Annotated in this window: 17 protein-coding genes; 7 read left to right on the forward strand and 10 right to left on the reverse strand. The window is 72.6% G+C overall.

All coding sequences use genetic code 11. The features are described from left to right. Positions 1-165 precede the first annotated feature (165 nt). Positions 166-1,335 carry a radical SAM family heme chaperone HemW gene (gene hemW / locus WD794_04170; protein MEX2289508.1) on the reverse strand — a complete coding sequence of 390 codons (1,170 nt, stop codon included), beginning with the start codon at positions 1,333-1,335 and terminating at the stop codon, positions 166-168. Positions 1,336-1,419: 84 nt separating this feature from the next. On the opposite strand from hemW, the gene WD794_04175 reads away from it, so the two are divergent. Continuing rightward, complete coding sequence (locus WD794_04175; protein ID MEX2289509.1) at positions 1,420-2,028, forward strand: histidine phosphatase family protein; 609 nt, start codon at positions 1,420-1,422, stop codon at positions 2,026-2,028. A 10-nt stretch (positions 2,029-2,038) separates the two neighbouring features. Next, complete coding sequence (locus WD794_04180; protein ID MEX2289510.1) at positions 2,039-2,740, forward strand: PIG-L deacetylase family protein; 702 nt, start codon at positions 2,039-2,041, stop codon at positions 2,738-2,740. Here the strand turns inward: WD794_04180 and WD794_04185 are convergent. From WD794_04185 to lepA, 4 genes are all read right to left on the reverse strand, one after another. Then, positions 2,737-3,363: a DJ-1/PfpI family protein gene (locus WD794_04185; GenBank protein MEX2289511.1), complete on the reverse strand. Its 627-nt coding sequence runs from the start codon at positions 3,361-3,363 to the stop codon at positions 2,737-2,739. The genes WD794_04180 and WD794_04185 overlap by 4 nt on opposite strands. Then, positions 3,360-5,384 carry a prolyl oligopeptidase family serine peptidase gene (locus tag WD794_04190; GenBank protein ID MEX2289512.1) on the reverse strand — a complete coding sequence of 675 codons (2,025 nt, stop codon included), beginning with the start codon at positions 5,382-5,384 and terminating at the stop codon, positions 3,360-3,362. The genes WD794_04185 and WD794_04190 overlap by 4 nt, the downstream gene beginning before the upstream one ends. Positions 5,385-5,445: 61 nt before the next feature. Beyond that, on the reverse strand, positions 5,446-5,853 hold the full coding sequence (locus WD794_04195; GenBank protein MEX2289513.1) for a hypothetical protein: 408 nt from the start codon (positions 5,851-5,853) through the stop codon (positions 5,446-5,448). Next, positions 5,850-7,670, reverse strand: coding sequence for a translation elongation factor 4 (gene lepA / locus WD794_04200; protein ID MEX2289514.1), 1,821 nt, complete (start codon positions 7,668-7,670; stop codon positions 5,850-5,852). Before lepA ends, WD794_04195 begins: the two co-directional genes overlap by 4 nt. A gap of 150 nt (positions 7,671-7,820) precedes the next feature. Between lepA and rpsT the strand changes: the two genes are divergently transcribed. After that, positions 7,821-8,096, forward strand: coding sequence for a 30S ribosomal protein S20 (rpsT, locus tag WD794_04205; protein ID MEX2289515.1), 276 nt, complete (start codon positions 7,821-7,823; stop codon positions 8,094-8,096). On the opposite strand, the gene WD794_04210 is transcribed toward rpsT, so the two are convergent. From WD794_04210 to WD794_04230, 5 genes are all read right to left on the reverse strand, one after another. Next, positions 8,093-8,686 carry a hypothetical protein gene (locus WD794_04210; protein ID MEX2289516.1) on the reverse strand — a complete coding sequence of 198 codons (594 nt, stop codon included), beginning with the start codon at positions 8,684-8,686 and terminating at the stop codon, positions 8,093-8,095. The two genes, rpsT and WD794_04210, sit on opposite strands and share 4 nt — an antisense overlap. A gap of 20 nt (positions 8,687-8,706) precedes the next feature. Beyond that, on the reverse strand, positions 8,707-9,675 hold the full coding sequence (holA, locus tag WD794_04215; protein MEX2289517.1) for a DNA polymerase III subunit delta: 969 nt from the start codon (positions 9,673-9,675) through the stop codon (positions 8,707-8,709). 376 nt (positions 9,676-10,051) lie between these two features. Next, positions 10,052-10,327, reverse strand: coding sequence for a hypothetical protein (locus WD794_04220; GenBank protein ID MEX2289518.1), 276 nt, complete (start codon positions 10,325-10,327; stop codon positions 10,052-10,054). Between the two features lie 13 nt (positions 10,328-10,340). Continuing rightward, the gene (locus WD794_04225) at positions 10,341-10,499 is read right to left on the reverse strand and encodes a hypothetical protein (protein ID MEX2289519.1); all 159 of its coding nucleotides are present in this window, start codon (positions 10,497-10,499) and stop codon (positions 10,341-10,343) included. A 270-nt stretch (positions 10,500-10,769) separates the two neighbouring features. Continuing rightward, positions 10,770-13,142 (reverse strand): ComEC/Rec2 family competence protein, encoded by a 2,373-nt coding sequence (locus WD794_04230; GenBank protein MEX2289520.1) that lies wholly within the window; start codon positions 13,140-13,142, stop codon positions 10,770-10,772. Between the two features lie 208 nt (positions 13,143-13,350). Between WD794_04230 and WD794_04235 the strand changes: the two genes are divergently transcribed. The 4 genes from WD794_04235 to WD794_04250 all read left to right on the forward strand — a co-directional run bounded on the left by WD794_04235 (position 13,351) and on the right by WD794_04250 (position 18,424). Further along, a complete protein-coding gene (locus tag WD794_04235) occupies positions 13,351-13,767 on the forward strand; it encodes a heme-binding protein (GenBank protein ID MEX2289521.1) in 417 nt (138 codons plus the stop codon). Between the two features lie 34 nt (positions 13,768-13,801). Beyond that, positions 13,802-15,193: an NAD-dependent malic enzyme gene (locus WD794_04240; protein MEX2289522.1), complete on the forward strand. Its 1,392-nt coding sequence runs from the start codon at positions 13,802-13,804 to the stop codon at positions 15,191-15,193. A 134-nt stretch (positions 15,194-15,327) separates the two neighbouring features. Beyond that, positions 15,328-16,935, forward strand: a complete 1,608-nt coding sequence (aceB, locus tag WD794_04245; GenBank protein ID MEX2289523.1) for a malate synthase A — start codon at positions 15,328-15,330, stop codon at positions 16,933-16,935. Between the two features lie 4 nt (positions 16,936-16,939). Then, a complete protein-coding gene (locus tag WD794_04250) occupies positions 16,940-18,424 on the forward strand; it encodes an FAD-linked oxidase C-terminal domain-containing protein (protein MEX2289524.1) in 1,485 nt (494 codons plus the stop codon).

Raw genomic sequence — 18,424 nt, forward strand, 5'->3', positions numbered from 1 at the left:
CCGACGAGCGGGACGGAGCAAGGCGACCAAGCGATGCGACCAGCGGGCGAGTGCACCCGCGCAGGTGACGGTCGGACCGGTTGGTCGAACGTCTGTAGTGGTCACAACCTACCGGCTGCACCGCACATTCCCCCGCGGCCGCTCCGGTGACCTCCGCCACCCGCGTCAGTCGACGAGGTCGCGCACGACAGCGTCAGCCAGCAGCCGCCCCCGCAGCGTCAGCACCGCGCGGTCACCCTGCAGCTCGAGCAGGCCGCCCTCCGCATGCCGCTGTGCCGCCTCGCGCCCGGCCGGGTGCAGGAGTGCCAGCGGCAGTCCCTCCCGCAGCCGCAGCTCCAGCAGGATCCGCTCCACCCGCACATCCTGCCCGGTCAGCACCTCGCGACCCGCGCCCGGGGACGCACCCGCCTCCAGCCGCTGCGCGTACGCCGCCGGGTGCTTGACGTTCCACCACCGCACCCCGCCGACGTGGCTGTGCGCGCCGGGGCCGATCCCCCACCAGTCGCCGCCCCGCCAGTAGCCGAGGTTGTGCCGGCACGGATCCCCCCAGTTGCTGACCTCGTACCAGCCCAACGGTGCCAGCACCTGCTCGGCGATCAGGTAGCGGTCGGCCAGGACGTCGTCCTCGGGTGCCGGCAGCAGCCCCCTCGCCACCTGCCGGCCGAGCCGGGTGCCGTCCTCGACGATGAGCGCGTACGCCGAGACGTGCGTGGGTGCGGCAGCCGACACGGCGTCCAGCGAGGCGCGCCAGTCGTCGTCGCTCTCCCCCGGTGTGCCGTAGATCAGGTCGAGGCTGACCTGCTCGAAGCCGGCCGAGAACGCCTCCTTCGCGGCCGCCTGCGCCCGACCCGAGGTGTGCGTGCGGTCCAGGACCCGCAGCACCGAGGACACCGCCGACTGCATGCCGAGGCTCACCCGCGTGAAGCCGCCCGCCCGCAGCGCGGCGAGGTAGCGCTCGTCGACCGAGTCGGGATTGGCCTCGGTCGTGACCTCGGCGCCCGGCGCAAGACCGAAGATGTCCCGGACCGCGCGCAGCAGCCGCACCAGATCCTCCGCCGGCAGGAGCGTCGGCGTGCCGCCACCGACGAAGACGGTGTCGACCACGGGCACGGCGTCACCGAGCACGGAGCGGGCGAGGCGCAGCTCGGCGATCGCCGCGTCGGCGTAACCGTCCTGCAGCCCGCCACCACCGAGCTCGGACCCGACGTAGGTGTTGAAATCGCAGTAGCCGCAGCGGGACGCACAGAACGGCACGTGCAGGTAGAGACCGAACGGCCGGGTGCCGAGACCGGCAAGTGCCGGCCCGGGCAGCGCGCCCGAGGTGGGAACGGGCATCCCGGTGGGCAGGGCGCTGGGCACCCAACCAGTCTGCGGCACCGGCCGACGGTCGCCAGCCGCGTGCGGTTAGCGTCCGGCCACATGGAGATCGTGCTCGTCCGCCATGCCCTGCCGGTCCGCGTCGACGCGACGGACGACGGCGGCCCAGCCGATCCGGAGCTGTCCGCCCGCGGCCACGAGCAGGCGGTACGGGTCGTGCAGGCGCTGGCCGGTGACGACGTCACCGCGCTCTACACCTCGCCGTCCCGGCGCGCGCGGGAGACGGCGGCACCGCTCGAGCAGGCGCTGCGGTTGACCGCGACCGTGGAGGAGGGGCTGGCCGAGTTCGACGCCAAGGACAGCTCCTACGTCCCCGTCGAGGAGCTCAAGGCCGCGGGTGACCCCCGTTGGGAGGCGCTGGTGCACGGCGACCTCTACAGCCACGACGTCGACCCCGTCGCGTTCCGCGCCCATGTCGTCGGCGCTGTCGAGCGCATCGTCGCGAGGCACCCCGGTGGGCGGGCGGTGCTGTTCAGCCACGCGGGCGCCATCAACGCCGCGGCCGGGCAGGTGCTGGGGCAGGAGCGGACGATCTGGTTCCCGCCGGCGTACTGCTCGATCACCCGGATCGGTGCCGCCCGCGACGGCCGGCGGGGCATCATCAGCCTGAACGAGACCGGCCACGTGCGGGACCTGCTGGCAACGGGGTAGGTGCGGTGCCATGGACATCCCGAGCCGCGCCGTCGTGGTCGGCGCTCATCCGGACGACGCCGACTTCGGTGCCGGCGGGCTCCTCGCGCTCTGGGCCGGCCAGGGCTGTGACATCACGGTGGTCTGCGTCACGGACGGCGACGGCGGCGGCTTCGACGCCACCGTCCCGCGCGAGCAGGTGCCGCGAATCCGGCGGGCGGAGCAGCAGGCCGCCGCGGACATCCTCGGTGCGACGCGGTGCGTCTTCCTCGGCCGGCCGGACGGCTTCGTGGCGGCCGACCGCGACCTGCGACGCGAGCTGACCAGGGTGCTGCGCACGGTGCGCCCGGAGGCGGTCGTCACGCACGCGCCCGAGCGCAACTACCGCTTCGTGTTCATGTACCACCCGGACCATCTCGCCACCGGTGCAGCGACGCTGGCCGCCGTCTATCCGGACGCACGCAACGCCTTCGCCTTCCCCGAGCTGGATCTGCCGCCCTGGGAGGTCGCTCGGGTGTGGCTCTTCGGCGGCCCGGAGGACGACACGGCGGTCGACGTCACCGACGTGTTCGAGAGCAAGGTCAAGGCCTGCAGCGCGCACGACAGCCAGACCCCGATGCTCGATCGCCCGGTCGAGGCCGAGCTGCGTGACCAGCTGCTGCGGACGGCGGGTGAACACGGGCTGCCGGACGGCCGGCTGGCGGAGGCCTACCGCGTCGTCGACACCGCCTAATCCTTCGGCGGGACGAGCGAGCGCACCAGGTCCACGACCTGCTGCGGCGCCGTGTCCGGGCTCCCGGCGGCGTACGGCGGTGCCGGGTCGTACTCGAGGATCAGCTGCACCGCCTGGGCGATCACATCGCCGCGGAGCCGGCCCGCCAGCGCCAGCGCCATGTCGAGGCCGGCACTGACGCCGGCGCACGTGACGTACCGGCCGTCCACGACCACACGCTCCCGCACGGCGACGGCCCCGAGGCGCGCGAGTTCGTCGAGCTCCAGCCAGTGGGTGGTCGCCCGCCTGCCGTCGAGCAGGCCGGCGCCGGCCAGGAGCAGGCTGCCGGTGCACACCGACGTCGTCCAGCTGCTGGTCCGGTCCGCCGTGCGCAGCCAGTCGCGCAGCACGTCGTCGTGCATCGCCTCGTCGACCCGTCCTCCCGGCACGAGGACGACCTCCGGCGAGGCGATGTCGTCCAGCGCGACGTCGGCGCACAGCCCGAGCCCCTGGTCGGTGCGCTTGAGACCGGGCACGCTGGCGGCGAAGACGACGGACGTGTCCGGCAGGCGGCACAGCACCTCGTACGGCCCGATCGCGTCCAGCGCGGTGATGCCGTCGAAGAGCACGATCGCGACCTTCACGTCAGCAACTCCGGGGTCGACCACTTCTCGCCGAGCACGTGCACGGCGAGAAAGGCGTGCACCGTCTGGTACCAGAGCTTGGCGTGCTGCGGCGTGAGCACCCAGTGGTTCTCGTTCGGGAAGTAGAGGAACCGGTGCAGCATCTTGTCCGGATCCTCCGCCCGCGCGCACAGGTCCCACCACAGCCGGAGCCCCTCGCCGATCGGCACGCGGTAGTCCTTGTCGCCGTGGATGACCAGCATCGGCGAGCTGATCGCGTCCACGTACCGGCTCGGGCTGTGCTCGCGGGACATCTCGGGGGTCATCTCGCGGGTCCAGTAGTAGGCCGCATCGGTGGTCGGCCCGAACTGCTCGAGGTCCCAGAGGCTGGCGTGCGTGACGACGGCGCGGAACCGGTCGGTGTGCCCGGCGATCCAGTTGGCCATGTAGCCGCCGAAGCTGCCACCCATCGCCGCGCTCCGCTCCGCATCGACTGCCGGGTGCTCGAGCGCCGCGTCGGTCAGCGCCATCAGGTCGGTGTACGGCGCGTCGCCCCAGCGACCCCAGCCCCGCCGGACGAACTCCCGCCCGTAGCCGGTCGACAGCGCCGGGTCGGGCAGCAGCACGGCGTAGCCGCGGACCGCCATCAGCCACGGGTTCCAGCGCCACGACCAGCCGTTCCACGAGCCGAGCGGGCCGCCGTGCACCCACAGCAGCAGCGGGTGCGGACCGTCGCCCTCGGGCAGCACCAGCCAGGAGCGCAGGCTGGTGCCGTCCGCGGAGGTGGTCACCACCTCCTCCAGCGAACCGGCCGGGGCCGGGGCCGTCCGCGGGCCCTGCAGCAGCACGGGCAGCTGCTCGACGTCCCGGGCATCCAGCCGTACGGGAGCCGGTGCGGCGTCGACGGCGTCGCGCAGGGCGTAGACGTGCGCCCCGTCGGGCGAGACCGCCAGATCGGTGTAGTGGCCGCGGTCGCCGGTGAGCCGGGTGACCTCGCCGGTGCCCAGCTCGACCCGGAAGACGGGGCGGCCGCCGTGCTCGTCCGCAGTGACGAACAGCGCTGCGCCGTCCGGGGACCAGCGGTACTCCGCGGCCCAACGATCCCAGTCGGGCGCCACGTCCCGCGGCGCCGCGGAGCCGTCGAGTGACAGCACGAACAACCGCTCGTCGACCGGCTCGTCGGGCGTGCTGCGACGCTCGACGAGAGCCGCGACCCACCGCCCGTCGGGCGAGACACGAGGATTGCCCCAGTCACTGGTGCCGTCGTCGACCAGCACCCGGTGATCCCCGGTGGTCGTGTCCAGCGTGACGAGCGCGCTGCGCCGGCTGCCGTACGGCTCCGCGATGCCCCAGCTCGTGACCACAGTCCGGCCGTCCGGGGCCAGGTCGGCCTGCCCGCCGTGCAGGGCGCGCCCCGGCGCCGGCGTCAGGTCACGCCACGCGAGGCCTGCGTCCCCGGCCGGCAGCTCGGCGGCCAGCAGCCGGGTCTGGCCGACGCCGAGGTCGCGATCCCAGAAGCGGACGGGGTAGCCGGCATGCAGGACCGCATCGACCTTGTTGTCCTTGCGCGTCTTGCGGCGCTCCTCGTCGCTGGCCGTGTCCGTCGACGACGGCAGCGTGTCGGACAGGACCACGACGGTGCCGGCCTCCCGGGCCACCACCACACCGCCGATGCCACCGGGCCGGCTACCGACCACGCGGGCCTCGCCCCGATGCGGCAGCAGCCACAGCTGGGTGGGCGTCTCGTCGTCCTCGCTGCCCTCGGGATCGGGACGGGCAGAGGTGAACAGCAGCTCTCCGTCGGGGGTGAAGACCGCCCCGCCCTCACCCTTCGCGCTGCGGGTCAGGCGCCGGGCCGGCCGGTCGCCGGTGGCGTCCACCTCCCACAGCGCGCCGGCGTAGCGGCTCCCGTCGGCCTCCAGCGTCGTCACCGTGGTGACCAGGCGCGTGCCGTCGGGGCTCAGCACCAGGCCGGACAGGCGGGGCAGCGCGAGGTAGGTGTCGAGGTGGGCTTCGAGGTGGGTGTTGTCGTCGTGGCTCACCCTGCGTGCCTACCGCATCCCGGCCGAAGACCTGGCGCATTCAGCTGGAACCCTGGCGGATTCAGGCGAAGACCTGGCGCTCCCCCGGCATGGCGAACGGCTCGTCCAGGACCGCGTCGGCGTACGGCACCAGTACGACGAGCGGGTCGGCCTCCGGCGCCTCCAGCTCGATGCGCACAGCGTCGCGCCGCTCACCGGTCTGCATGTCGATCTTGACGTCGCTGCAGATGGACGCGGCGGCAAGGGTGTCCCGGGTCGCCCGCAGTGCGGTCAGCAACAGCGCGGCCACGTGCTCCGCGCTCGGGTGCTCGCTGCCGGCGTCGACCGTCGGCCGGACGATCTCACCCGCGGTCGTGACGGCGAGCGCGAAGGGATAGAACTCGCCGTCGTCGGACAGCATCTTGACGGCGGCCTGGACGGAGGCACCGAGCAGCGCGTCCAGGGGCGAGAGCGCCGGCTGGTCGCTCATGTCCTGGCCGTCTCCTGGCCGGTGGACAGTGCGGCGATGAACGCCTCCTGCGGGACCTCGACCCGACCGACCATTTTCATCCGCTTCTTGCCCTCCTTCTGCTTCTCCAGCAGCTTGCGCTTACGGGTGATGTCGCCGCCGTAGCACTTGGCCAGCACGTCTTTACGGATCGCGCGGATGTTCTCACGCGCGATGACGCGCGCGCCGATGGCTGCCTGGATCGGCACCTCGAAGTTCTGCCGCGGGATCAGTTCGCGCAGCTTGCTCGTCATGTTGGTGCCGTAGGCGTACGCCTTGTCCTTGTGCACGATCGCGCTGAAAGCATCCACCGGCTCGCCCTGCAACAGGATGTCGACCTTCACCAGGTCGGCCGCCTGCTCGCCCGCCAGCTCGTAGTCCAGCGACGCGTACCCCTTGGTGCGCGACTTCAGCTGGTCGAAGAAGTCGAAGATGATCTCGCCCATCGGCAGCGTGTAGCGCAGCTCGACGCGGTCCTCGGACAGGTAGTCCATCCCCTGCAGGACCCCGCGCCGGTTCTGGCACAGCTCCATGACCGCGCCGACGTAGTCGCTGGGCAGCAGCACCATCGCCTTGGCCACCGGCTCGCGCACCTCCGCGATCTTCCCGCCCGGCCAGTCACTCGGATTGGTGACGACCACCTCCTCGCCACTCTCGAGTCCGACCGTGTAGACGACGTTCGGTGCGGTCGAGATGAGTGCCAGGCCCGCCTCGCGTTCGAGCCGCTCCCGGACGATCTCGAGGTGCAGGAGGCCGAGGAAACCGACCCGGAAGCCGAAGCCGAGCGCCAGCGAGGTCTCCGGCTCGTAGACCAACGCCGCGTCGTTGAGCCGCAGCTTGTCCAGGGCCTCGCGCAGCGCGGGGTACTCGCTGCCGTCGAGCGGATAGAGCCCGCTGAACACCATCGGCTTGGCGTTCTGATAGCCGCCGAGCGACTCGGCGGCCGGGTTCTTCATTGTCGTGAGAGTGTCGCCCACGCGGGCCTGGCGGACGTTCTTCACGCCGGGGATGACGTAGCCGACCTCACCGGCCGACAGGAACTCCGTCGGTTTCATCTCGGGGCTGACGACGCCTACCTCGAGGATCTCGTGGGCGTTCTGCGTCGACATCATCAGGCCGCGGTCCTTGGTGGACAGCTGACCGTCGAAGACGCGCACGTAGGTGATGACACCGCGGTAGCTGTCGTAGACCGAGTCGAAGATCATCGCTCGGGCGGGGGCGTCGACGTCACCGACCGGCGCGGGGACGCCCCGCACGATGGCGTTGAGCACGTCCTCGACACCCTGGCCGGTCTTGGCGCTGATCCGCAGCACGTCCTCGGGCTCACAGCCGATGATCTTCGCGACCTCCTCGGCGTACTTCTCCGGCTGCGCCGCGGGCAAGTCGATCTTGTTGAGCACCGGGATGATGTGCAGGTCGTTCTCGAGGGCCAGGTAGAGGTTCGCGAGCGTCTGCGCCTCGATGCCCTGCGCCGCGTCGACGAGCAGCAGGGTGCCCTCGCAGGCGGCCAGCGAGCGGCTGACCTCGTAGGTGAAGTCGACGTGGCCCGGCGTGTCGATCATGTGCAGGACGTAGTCCCGGCCGTCGTCCGCCGTCCACGGCAGCCGGACGTTCTGCGCCTTGATGGTGATCCCGCGCTCACGCTCGATGTCCATCTTGTCGAGGTACTGCGCCCGCATCTGTCGCGCGTCGACCACCCCGGTCAGCTGCAGCATCCGGTCGGCCAGCGTCGACTTGCCGTGGTCGATGTGGGCGATGATGCAGAAGTTGCGGATCACCGCAGGGTCGGTCGTGGGCACGTCCCATTGTCACCTACCGGACGCGCGTCGCCCCGGCGGTGACGCTGAGGCCGGCTGCTATCGTGGTGGGCGAACGCGTGCGACCACCGCTGGGCGCATGCCTGCGAGACAGCACTCCCCCACCCCCGATCGAACCGAGGACGACGCAGCGTGGCGAACATCAAGTCGCAGATCAAGCGCATCAAGACCAACGAGAAGGCGCGGCTGCGCAACAAGTCGGTCAAGTCCTCGCTCAAGACGGCGATCCGCAAGTACCGGGAGGCGGCCGCGGCCGGCGACACCGCCGCCGCGACAACCCTGATGCGCGACGCCAGCAAGGCCCTCGACAAGGCCGCCAGCAAGGGCGTCATCCACGCCAACCAGGCTGCCAACCGCAAGTCCGCGATGGCCAAGCACACCGCGAAGCTGACCGGCGCCGCTTCCTAGCTACTCGCCCGCCGCCGACGGCGCCGGCCCCATCGGGGCTCCGGCGCCGTCGGTGTTTCCGGCGCCGTCGGTGTTTCCGGCGCCGTCGCTTCCGGTGCCGTCGGTTCCGGTGCCGCCGTCGTTGCGGGGGCCGCGGGCGTTGCGCGCCCTCCCGCCGGCCTTGCGCGACTCGCCAGCTTTGCCGCCCGCCGCTTCCGGCGCAGGTCGGCCCTGCGCCGCCGATCCGGCCGGCCCGGCTCGACGCGGCCCTGTTCGAGCAGGCCCTGCAGGGCGTCGTGTGCCTTGACGACAACGGCCACCGCGAGCGGCAGCACCAGGATGCTCCAGGCGCTGGCCAGATCCGCCAGGGACAGCAGCACACCCGCGGCGATGGCGCCTTCACCGAGCGCAGCGCGCTGCCAGCCGTTGGGCGAGATGTACCGGAGCCTCAGCAGCCGCGGGTAGAGCGGCTGCTTGACCTTGGCCGGCCGATCAGCCTTGGCCGGCCGGTCAGCCTTGGCCGTCCGACCGACCTTGGCCGGCCGGTCAGCCTTGGCCGGCCGGTCAGCCTTACCGGGCCGACCGGCGGACGCGTCCGTGCGGGGGGTCACGTCCTTCGGGCGGCGCCCCCTCACCGACCGGCTCCGCGAGCCGCGACGACGGCCAGCAGCAACCGCTCCACGGCGTACTCCTGGTCGGCCGCCGCGCCCTTGACGTCGGCATCGGCTCCCGCGACGGCCGACAGCGCGGCGGACAGCCCCTCGGGGCGCCAGCCTCGCGCCTGGCGCTGGGTCTTCTCGACCTTCCACGGCGGCATGCCGAGCTGGCCGGCAAGTTGGTGCGCCGGCACCCGTCCGGCCGAGGCGACCACGGCCATCGACCGCAGTGTGCTGGCGAGCGCGCTGGTGACCAGCACGGGCGCCAGCCCAGTGCTCTGGCCCCAACGGGCCAGCTCGAGCGCCCCGCCGAGATCCCCGTCGACGGCGCGATCCGCGACGGTGAAGCCGGAGGACTCGGCCCGGCCGCGGTGGTAGCGCGCGACCGCCTCGACGGTGATCGGTCCGTTGGTGTCGGCGAGCAGTTGGCCGGCCGCCGAGGCTAGCTCGCGCAAGTCGTTGCCGACGGCCTCGAGCAGGGCGGCAACGGCCTCCTCCTCGACGCTGCGGCCGGCGGCCCGCAACTCGCGCCGCACGAAGTCCCGCCGCTCACCGAACTTGGTGATCCGCGGCGCCTCGACCCGGCGGGGCTTCAGGGCGTTCAGCGCCGTCAGCAGCGCCTTGCCCTTGGCGCCCCCGGCGTGCACCAGGACCACGTGCACGTCCTCGAGCGGGTCGGCCAGGTAGCGCTGCAGCTCGGTGGCGACCTCCTTGCCCAAGTCCTGCGCGGCGCGTACGACCAGCACCCGCCGCTCCCCGAACAGCGACGGGCTGAGCAGGTCGTCGAGGTCGCCGCGCTGCACCTCGCCCCCGACGATGTCGCGGACGTCGGCGTCCGGATCGGCCTCCCGGGCGGCGCGGACGACGTCCGAGACGGCGCGCGCGACGAGTAGCTCCTCGTCACCCACCACGAGGGTCAGGGGTATGAGAACGTCGGCGGGCACGCGCCATCGTTCCACGTCGGCCGGTCGCGGGGCGGTCGAACGCGGGTGCGGCAGCTCAGCCGGGAGCTCAGCGGGAGCTGCCGCAGGGTGGGCGACGCAAGCCCCGCGGGTCGCGACGATGGGCCGGCCCGTCCGGTCGCCCGGGGCGACGCCACCGGAGGAGCTCGACGAAACCGGGCGGGTCGACGCCGTCGTCGGTCACCGGCGGGTACGGTCGGGATCGGTGGTATTGGCCGTCAACCCGGCCCGATTCCTCTGGCCGCAGCCGTGTCGATCTACCGCCTCGATGCGCCATGAGGTGATCGCCACTGCGCTCCAGGACCGGGATGTTTCCGGCAGCCGTCGCTGAGCGGACGGGGCGGCGCACATTGAGCCGTCAAGCGTTGGCCTTGTCGGCGAAGCGCTGCCGGGCGGCCTGGCGGGAGACTCCGAGAGCGACAGAGATCTGGTTCCACGACCTGCCGCGCGCCCGCGCGGACTGCACGGCTTCGCGCAGCCGCACCTCGTCGGCGCGGACGGCGTCCGAGGCGACGGCGACGTGGTGGAGGTCGTCGATGTTGTGCGCCTCGACATCGGCCGGGTCGAGGTCGTCGGCAAGCTGCTCGAACCGCTTGGCGGCACGCTCGACCTCTTCGTCTGAGTGGCGAGCCATAGTGTTCATCCCTTCATCCGAGAAACCGCCGGAACTTCGGTCGCAGTGACATCGCGTGTATGACGACCGGGTCGTCGCCGTCCAGGTCCAGAACCCCGACCTCCAGGAGGCGGCCATCCACCGCCGGTCCGATCAGCATCGTGAGGTCTTCCTCCATGACGATTCGGCGCATGGCGTTGCGCACCGCATGCAGCGCGTCCGCTTCCGTAACGTCGTGCCGGGGCGCCGGCTCCCCGATCCGCGCCTAGACACGGTGCCTTGTTCACCCGTAGTCCGTCAAGAAGGCTTGTCTGTCCGCTCTCGGCCGCCCCGGTCACCTTCCGCGGCTTCCGCGACGTCCCGCAGGAACGCGGTGAGGACGTCGCGGCGGAGGCGCTCGTGGGTCGAGGCGGTCGAGGGGCGGCTCGCCGCGTGCGGCGGTCCTGACGCCACCGCCGGGCGCTCAGCCGCCGCGTGGCACGACCACGAGCCGGCCGTCCCGGTGGGCCAGTGCGATGTCGCCGTCGAGGTCGGTACGGAAGGAGCGGGCGCCGCGCTCGACCAGCCGGTCCAGCACGTCTGCGGACGGGTGCCCGTAGGTGTTGTCGGCGCCGACGGAGGTGAGGACCACCGCGGCGCCGACCGCGTCCAGGAAGGCCTGCTCCTGATGCCTGCTGCCGTGGTGCGGGACCTTCAACACGGTCGCCCGCAGGTCCAGGTTGCGACGCAGGAGGTCGCGCTGGGCCTCGGGCTCGACGTCGCCGGTGAGCAGGACGCTGCTGGGGCCCACCTCGACCCGCAGGACCAGCGAGCTGTTGTTGGGGTCGCTGTTCGTGCCGCGAAAGGCGCGGCCGGGTGCCAGCACCGTCCACCGCAGATCGGCCAGCCGGCGCTGCTCGCCCAGCGCCGGGACCTGGAGCGGCACGTCCGCCCGCGCCGCCCAGGCGACCACCTCCGCCGCCTGCTCCTCCGGCTCCTCCAGCGGACCCAGCTGCACGACACCCACCCGGCGGCCCCGCACGATCCCCGGCAGCCCGTCGACGTGGTCGGCGTGCAGATGGGTGATCAGGACCAACGGCACCCGGCGCACGCCGAGCCGGTCGAGGCAACCGTCGACCAGCGCCGGATCGGGCCCGGCGTCGACCACGACGGCGCTGCCACCGGAGGCGTTGAGCACGACGGCGTCGCCCTGGCCGACGTCGCAGGCGACGAGGAACCAGCCCGGCGGTGGCCACGCCGGCCGAACCGCAGCCAGTCCCGCCGTCGCGACGGCGGCGCCCAGAAATGCGGCCGTCAACGCGCGGCGCAGCCGGCGTCGGGCAAGCGCCGGTAGCACCACGGCCGTCAGCGCGGCGAGCAGCAGTGCGCCGCGACCACCGTCCGGCCAAGGCACGGCCGCACCGGGGACGGACGCCCCGAGCCTGGCGACCAGGGTCAGCCAGGCGGTCGGCAGCCAGCCGACCCACGCGACGGCCTGCGCCGCCGGCAACCACACCGGCGCGAGCAGTGCGGCGGTCACCCCCGTCACGGTGGCCGGTGCCACTGCCGGGATCGCCAGCAGGTTCGCCGGCACGGACAGCAGTCCGAGCTGGGCGCTGAACGCGACCACGACCGGGCCGCAGGCCACCTGCGCGGCCGCCGGCACCGCGATGGCGTCCGCCAGCCAGCCCGGCATCCACCGGCGCAGTTGCTCGCGCCAGCGGGGCGCCAGGACCAGCAGACCGGCCGTCGCCAGCACCGACAGCGCGAAGCCGGGCGCGGCCGCCAGTGGCGGGCTGACCAGCACCAGCAGGATCACGGCAGCGGCCAGCGCCGGCATCGCCGTCCGGCGGGTCCCGGTGACCAGCGCCAGCAGCCCGATCACACCCATGACGGAGGCCCGCAGCACGCTCGGATCCGGGCGGGCCAGCACGACGAAGCCCGCCAGGCCCAGCAGCGCCAGCACGCCACGCAGCACCAGACCCACCCCCAGGCCCCGGGCCAGCAACAACACCGCCCCCGTCACGATCGCGACGTTGCTGCCGGACACCGCCGTCAGGTGCGTCAGCCCGACCGTCCGGAAGTCCTCGCGCACCTGCGCGTCGAGCCGGCTGACGTCACCGACGACGAGTCCGGGCAGCAGGCCGCGCTCGCGGGCCGGCAGCGGGTCGACCGCCCGGCGCAGCCCGGCCCGCAGGTGCCCGGCGACCCGATGCACCCGGGACGGCGCCGACAGCACGACCGGCGGACCGCGGCCGGACAGCACCGCCGCGACGTCTTCGCCCCGCTCGGCCGGCCTCAATCGGCCCTCGACCCGGACCCGCTGGCTGGGGAGCAGCGGTAGCCACGCCGGGTCCGAACTCAGCACGACCACCGGCGTCCGCAGCCGGTGCGTGCGACCGGCTGCGGTGACCAGCTCGACCCGGAGCCGCGTGACCACCAGGTCCCGGCCGCCGGCGCCCGATGTCAGCGCACGCCGTGGGTCGGCGATGAGCACCGCCTCCATCCGCACCGCCGCCTCCCGCTCACCGAGCGCGTGCAGCGGACCACCCGTCCGCGCGCCCGTGTGCAGCCCGGTGACCACGGCCGAGGCGGCGGTGCAGCCGCAGACGGCGGCGGCGACGAGCACCCGACCACCGCGCCGGCTGAGCAGGAGCGCCCCGGCGACCGCAGCGAGCGCCGCCCCGAGCGTGAGCAGCCAGGTGTCCGGTACCAGCCGGCCCTGCCAGGCGACGAGCCAGACCCCCAGCGCCGACGGGACCAACCGGAGGTCGAGGGGCCCGCCCGAGCCGGGAGGCATCGTCGCGAGAGCTCCGCCGCCGGGGGCATCGCGCTGCGCACCAGCGGCGGGTCTCATCCGCCGGACGCTAGGTAGCCGTCCGGGGAACCTCGGTGCGCCGGCAGGTGGCTGTGGATGCAGGTCCGGCGTGTGGACCCCGGCCCGGCGTGTGGACCCCGGCCCGGCGTGCGGCTCCAGGTCCGGCGTGCGGCTCCGGCGTGCGGCTCCGGCTCGCGGCCGGTGGACCCGGCTTGCGGCCGGGCCGCCCCGGCTGCTGTCATGGCCCGTGCTCACCCTCGACGACGCGCTGCGTCTCTGTGCCGCTGCCCGCTCCGCCGCCACCGACCTCGGGGTGCCGATGTCGTTGGCGGTGATGGATCCCGGCGGGCACCTGCTCGCCCTCACCCGGATGGACGGCGCACCGTGGGTCAGTGCCGACGTCGCGCAGGGCAAGGCCTGGACCTCGGCGGCGTACGGCGTCCCGAGTGCCGCGCAGAAGGAGAAGATGGCGCCGATGCCGGTCTTCGCCACGGCCGTGACGACGATGACGCACGGCCGCTTCACGCCGCAGACCGGGGCGGTGCCGATCTACCGCGACGGCACGCTGCTCGGCGCGCTCGGCGCCAGCGGCGGGACCGGGGAGCAGGACGAGGCCGTGTGCAGCAGCGCCGTCGCCGCGGCGGGCTTCTCGACCACCCGCTGACGAGCCGGCGTCGCCGACCGGCAACCATGAGGCCATGGCCATCCCGAGCGCCTCGTCCTCGATCACCGTCCGTCTGGAGGTCCCGGCCGACCCGACCTCCGTCGGCCGTCTCACCACCGCGGTCGGCAGCGCGGGCGGGATCGTCACCGCGCTCGACGTCACCGAGTCCCACCCCGACCGGATCGTCGTGGACGTCACCTGCTCCGCATCGGACCCGGCGCACGCCGAGCGGCTGACCGACGCCCTGCGCTCGGTCGAGGGCGTCACGGTCCACAAGGTCAGCGACCGCACCTTTCTGCTGCACCTCGGCGGCAAGATCGAGGTGCGGTCCAAGGTGCCGCTGCGCACCCGGGACGACCTGTCGATGGCCTACACACCCGGGGTCGCCCGGGTGTGTCTGGCCATCGCCGAGCATCCCGAGGACGTGCGGCGGCTCACCGTGAAACGCAACTCCGTCGCGGTGGTGACGGACGGCTCGGCCGTGCTCGGCCTCGGCAACCTCGGACCGGCGGCAGCCCTGCCGGTGATGGAGGGCAAGGCCGCGCTGTTCAAACGCTTCGCCGACATCGATGCCTGGCCGCTGTGCCTGGACACCCAGGACGTCGACGAGATCGTGCGTACGGTGCAGCTGGTCGCTCCGGTCTTCGGCGGCATCAACCTGGAGGACATCGCGGCGCCGCGCTGCTTCGAGGTCGAACGCCGCCTGCGCGAGCTGCTCGACATCCCGGTCTTCCACGACGACCAGCACGGCACGGCGATCGTCGTGCTCGCGGCGCTGACCAACGCGCTCCGCGTGGTGGACAAGGAGCTGGCGGAGGTCCGCATCGTGCTGGCCGGAGCGGGCGCCGCCGGCTCGGCGATCGCCCGCCTGCTGCTCACCGCCGGCGCGCGCGACCTCGTCGTCACCGACATCGACGGCGTCGTGCACCCCGGCCGCGAGAACCTCGACCCGAACCTCGTCGCGCTCGCCGGGGAGACCAACCCGCGGGCAGTGACCGGGACGCTGCGCGACGCACTGGTCGGCGCCGACGTCTTCATCGGGGTGAGCGCGCCGGGGATCCTCACCGGCGCCGACATCGCGACGATGGCCGACCGCGCCGTCGTCTTCGCACTGGCCAACCCGGATCCGGAGGTCGACCCGGTCGAGGCCCGGCGTACCGCCGCCGTCGTCGCGACCGGCCGCAGCGACGAGCCCAACCAGATCAACAACGTGCTGGCGTTCCCCGGCGTCTTCCGCGGGCTGCTCGATGCCGGCGCCCGCGCCGTGGATCTCAAGATGGAGGCGGCGGCCGCCGCGGCGCTGGCCGCCGTGGTCACCGCCGAGCAGCTGAACGCCGCGTTCATCGTGCCGAGCGTCTTCGACCCCGCGGTCACCAAGGCGGTGGCGCAGGCCGTACGGGAGTCGGTGCAGGCGCGCCGGCCGTAGCTGCCGCGTGGAAGGGCGGCGGTGCCGCGGTGCCAGACTGCACCGGTGCCCGACGTCGTGCGTGGTGCAGCCGACCGCACCTGGGTAGGCCGCCGTAGGCACGTCCGTCGTCTCGCGTCCCCGAAGGAGAACCAGTGAGCACTCCACCGCAGGTCCCCGGCGTCGAGGTGCGGGGCGAGTGGCGCGAGGGGTACGAACAGGTGCTCAACGAGGAGTCACTGAGTCTGCTCGCCCGGCTGCAGCGTGAGTTCGGGCCCCGCCGGCGTGAGCTGCTCGAGGCCCGCAAGCGCCGCGACGCAGAGCTGGCCGCCGGGTCGCTGCCGGACTTCCTGCCCGAGACAGCCGAGGTCCGGGGCGGCGACTGGAAGGTCGCTCCGCCGGCCCCCGGGCTGGTCGACCGCCGGGTCGAGATCACCGGCCCGACGGACCGCAAGATGGTCATCAACGCGCTGAACTGCGGCGCCAAGGTCTTCATGGCCGACTTCGAGGACAGCAACACCCCGACCTTCGACAACCTCGTGCAGGGCCAGCTCAACCTGCGCAACGCCTGGCTCCGGGAGATCGATTTCACCAGCCCCGAGGGCAAGTCCTACGCGCTGAAGGACGCCGTCGCGACGCTCGTCGTCCGCAACCGCGGCTGGCACCTGCCGGAGCGCCACGTGCTCGTCGACGGCGAACCGGTCTCGGGCAGCCTGTTCGACTTCTGCATGTACATGACCACGAGCGCCCGCATCGCCATCGACAAGGGCTTCGGGCCGTACTTCTACCTCCCGAAGATGGAGAGCCACCTCGAGGCCCGGTTGTGGAACGACGTCTTCCTGGCCGGACAGGAGGCGCTGGGCATCCCGCGCGGCACGATCCGGGCGACCTGCCTGATCGAGACGATCCTGGCGGCCTTCGAGATGGAGGAGATCCTCCATGAGCTGCGCGAGCACTCCGCCGGCCTGAATGCCGGTCGCTGGGACTACATCTTCTCGATGATCAAGAAGTTCCGGACACGGGGTGCGGAGTTCCAGCTGCCGAACCGCTCCGCGGTCACGATGACGGTGCCGTTCATGCGCGCCTACACCGAGTTGCTCGTCAAGAGCTGCCACTCCCACGGAGCCCATGCCATCGGCGGCATGGCGGCGTTCATCCCCAGCCGCAAGGACGCCGCGGTCAACGACGCGGCCCTGAAGGCTGTGCGGGCCGACAAGACCCGTGAGGCCGAGGACGGCTTCGACGGTTCCTGGGTGGCACACCCGGACCTGGTGCCGATCGCCCTCGAGGTGTTCGATGCCAGGCTCGGTGCCCGGCCGAACCAGCTCGAGCGCACCCGGGAGGACGTACAGGTGACGGCCGCGCAACTGCTCGACGCGAAGGCCACACCCGGCGAGGTGACCGAGGCGGGGGTGCGCAACAACGTCAGCGTCGGCATCCAGTACCTCGAGTCCTGGCTGCGCGGCGGCGGCGCGGTCGCCATCTTCAACCTGATGGAGGACGCCGCGACGGCCGAGATCAGCCGGTCGCAGATCTGGCAGTGGGTGCACAACCAGGTGCACACCTCCGACGGCACCGCCATCACGCGGGAGTGGGTCCGGGAGGTGGAGGACGAGGAGCTCGAGAAGATTCGGGCGTCCGTCGGCGACGAGCGCTTCGCGGCCGGCAGGTACGCCGAGGCGCGGGAGCTGTTCGAGCAGGTCGCGCTCGCCGACGACTTCGAGGAATTCCTGACGCTGCCGGCGTACGAGCGGGTCAGGTGATCCGGTGACCGCCGTCGCCGAGCCTGCCGTCTCCGCAGGCACCACCCGGCTGGCCGAGCAGCTCCGCTCGACGGTCGGTGCCGAACGGGTGCTGACCGACCGGGCCCAGCTGCGCACCTACGAATGCGACGGCCTGGCGAACTTCAAGGTCACCCCCGCCGTCGTGGTGCTGGCCGAGAACCGGCAGCACGTCGTCGACACGGTGCGGTTGTGCTCGCAGGCGGGGGTGCCGTTCGTCGCGCGCGGTTCCGGCACCGGGCTGTCCGGAGGCGCCCTGCCCAGCGCCGACGGCGTGCTGATCGTGCTCTCCCGGCTGCGCCGGCTGCACCCGGTCGACGCGGACAACGCGCGCGTCGTCGTGGAGCCGGGCGTCATCAACCTGTGGGTGACACGGGACGCGACCCCGCACGGGTTGGCGTACGCCCCGGACCCGTCCTCGCAGCTGGTCTGCTCGATCGGCGGCAACGTGGCGGAGAACGCCGGCGGCGCGCACTGCCTGAAGTACGGCTTCACCGTCAACCACGTCCTGGGAGCGGAGGTGGTGCTGCCCGACGGAGAGGTGGTGCACCTCGGCGGAGCCGCACCGGAGCACCCGGGCTACGACCTGCTCGGCGCCTTCATCGGCAGCGAGGGCACCCTCGGCGTGGCGACCGAGCTGACGCTGCGGCTGATCCGCATCCCCGAGGCCGTGCAGACGATGCTGGTCGGCTTCCGCAGCGTGGAGGACGCCGCGGCGACGGTCAGCGACATCATTGCCGCCGGAATCCTGCCCGCCGCGATCGAGATGATGGACGCCCTCGCCATCGAGGCCGCGGAGGCCGCGGTGCGGTGTGGCTATCCGCCCGGTGCGGTGGCTGTCCTGGTCATCGAGCTGGACGGGCCGCAGGTCGAGGTCGAGTCGCAGTTCTCCCAGGTCGAGCAGATCGCGCGGAGCCGCAACGCCTTCGAGACCCGCATCGCCGCCGACGCGGCCGAGCGGGCGCTCATGTGGAAGGGCCGCAAGTCCGCCTTCGCCGCGGTCGGGCGGATCAGCCCGTCGTACTTCGTGCAGGACGGCGTGATCCCGCGGACGAAGCTGCCCGAGGTGCTCGGCGAGATCACCCGCATGGCCGACGACGTGGGGCTGCGGGTGGCGAACGTCTTCCATGCCGGTGACGGCAACCTGCACCCGCTGGTGCTGTTCGACGACGCCGTCGAGGGGCAGGCGGACGACGCGGAGGAGCTCGCCGGCGCGATCCTGGACCTGTGCATCAGCTCCGGCGGGTCCATCACCGGCGAGCACGGCGTCGGACACGAGAAGCGCGGCAAGATGGGCAGGCAGTTCACCGCGGAGGACCTCGACACGATGCAGCTGGTGCGCTGCGCCTTCGACCCGCACGGCCTCGCCAATCCGGGGAAGATCTTCCCGACTCCCCGGCTGTGCGGCGAGCGCCCCGGCCCGCGCACCGCTGCCGACACCCACGACCCGGCACTCGGCGAGGTGTTCTGA

The sequence above is a fragment of the Mycobacteriales bacterium genome (assembly GCA_040902655.1).
Lineage (GTDB): Bacteria > Actinomycetota > Actinomycetes > Mycobacteriales > SCTD01 > SCTD01.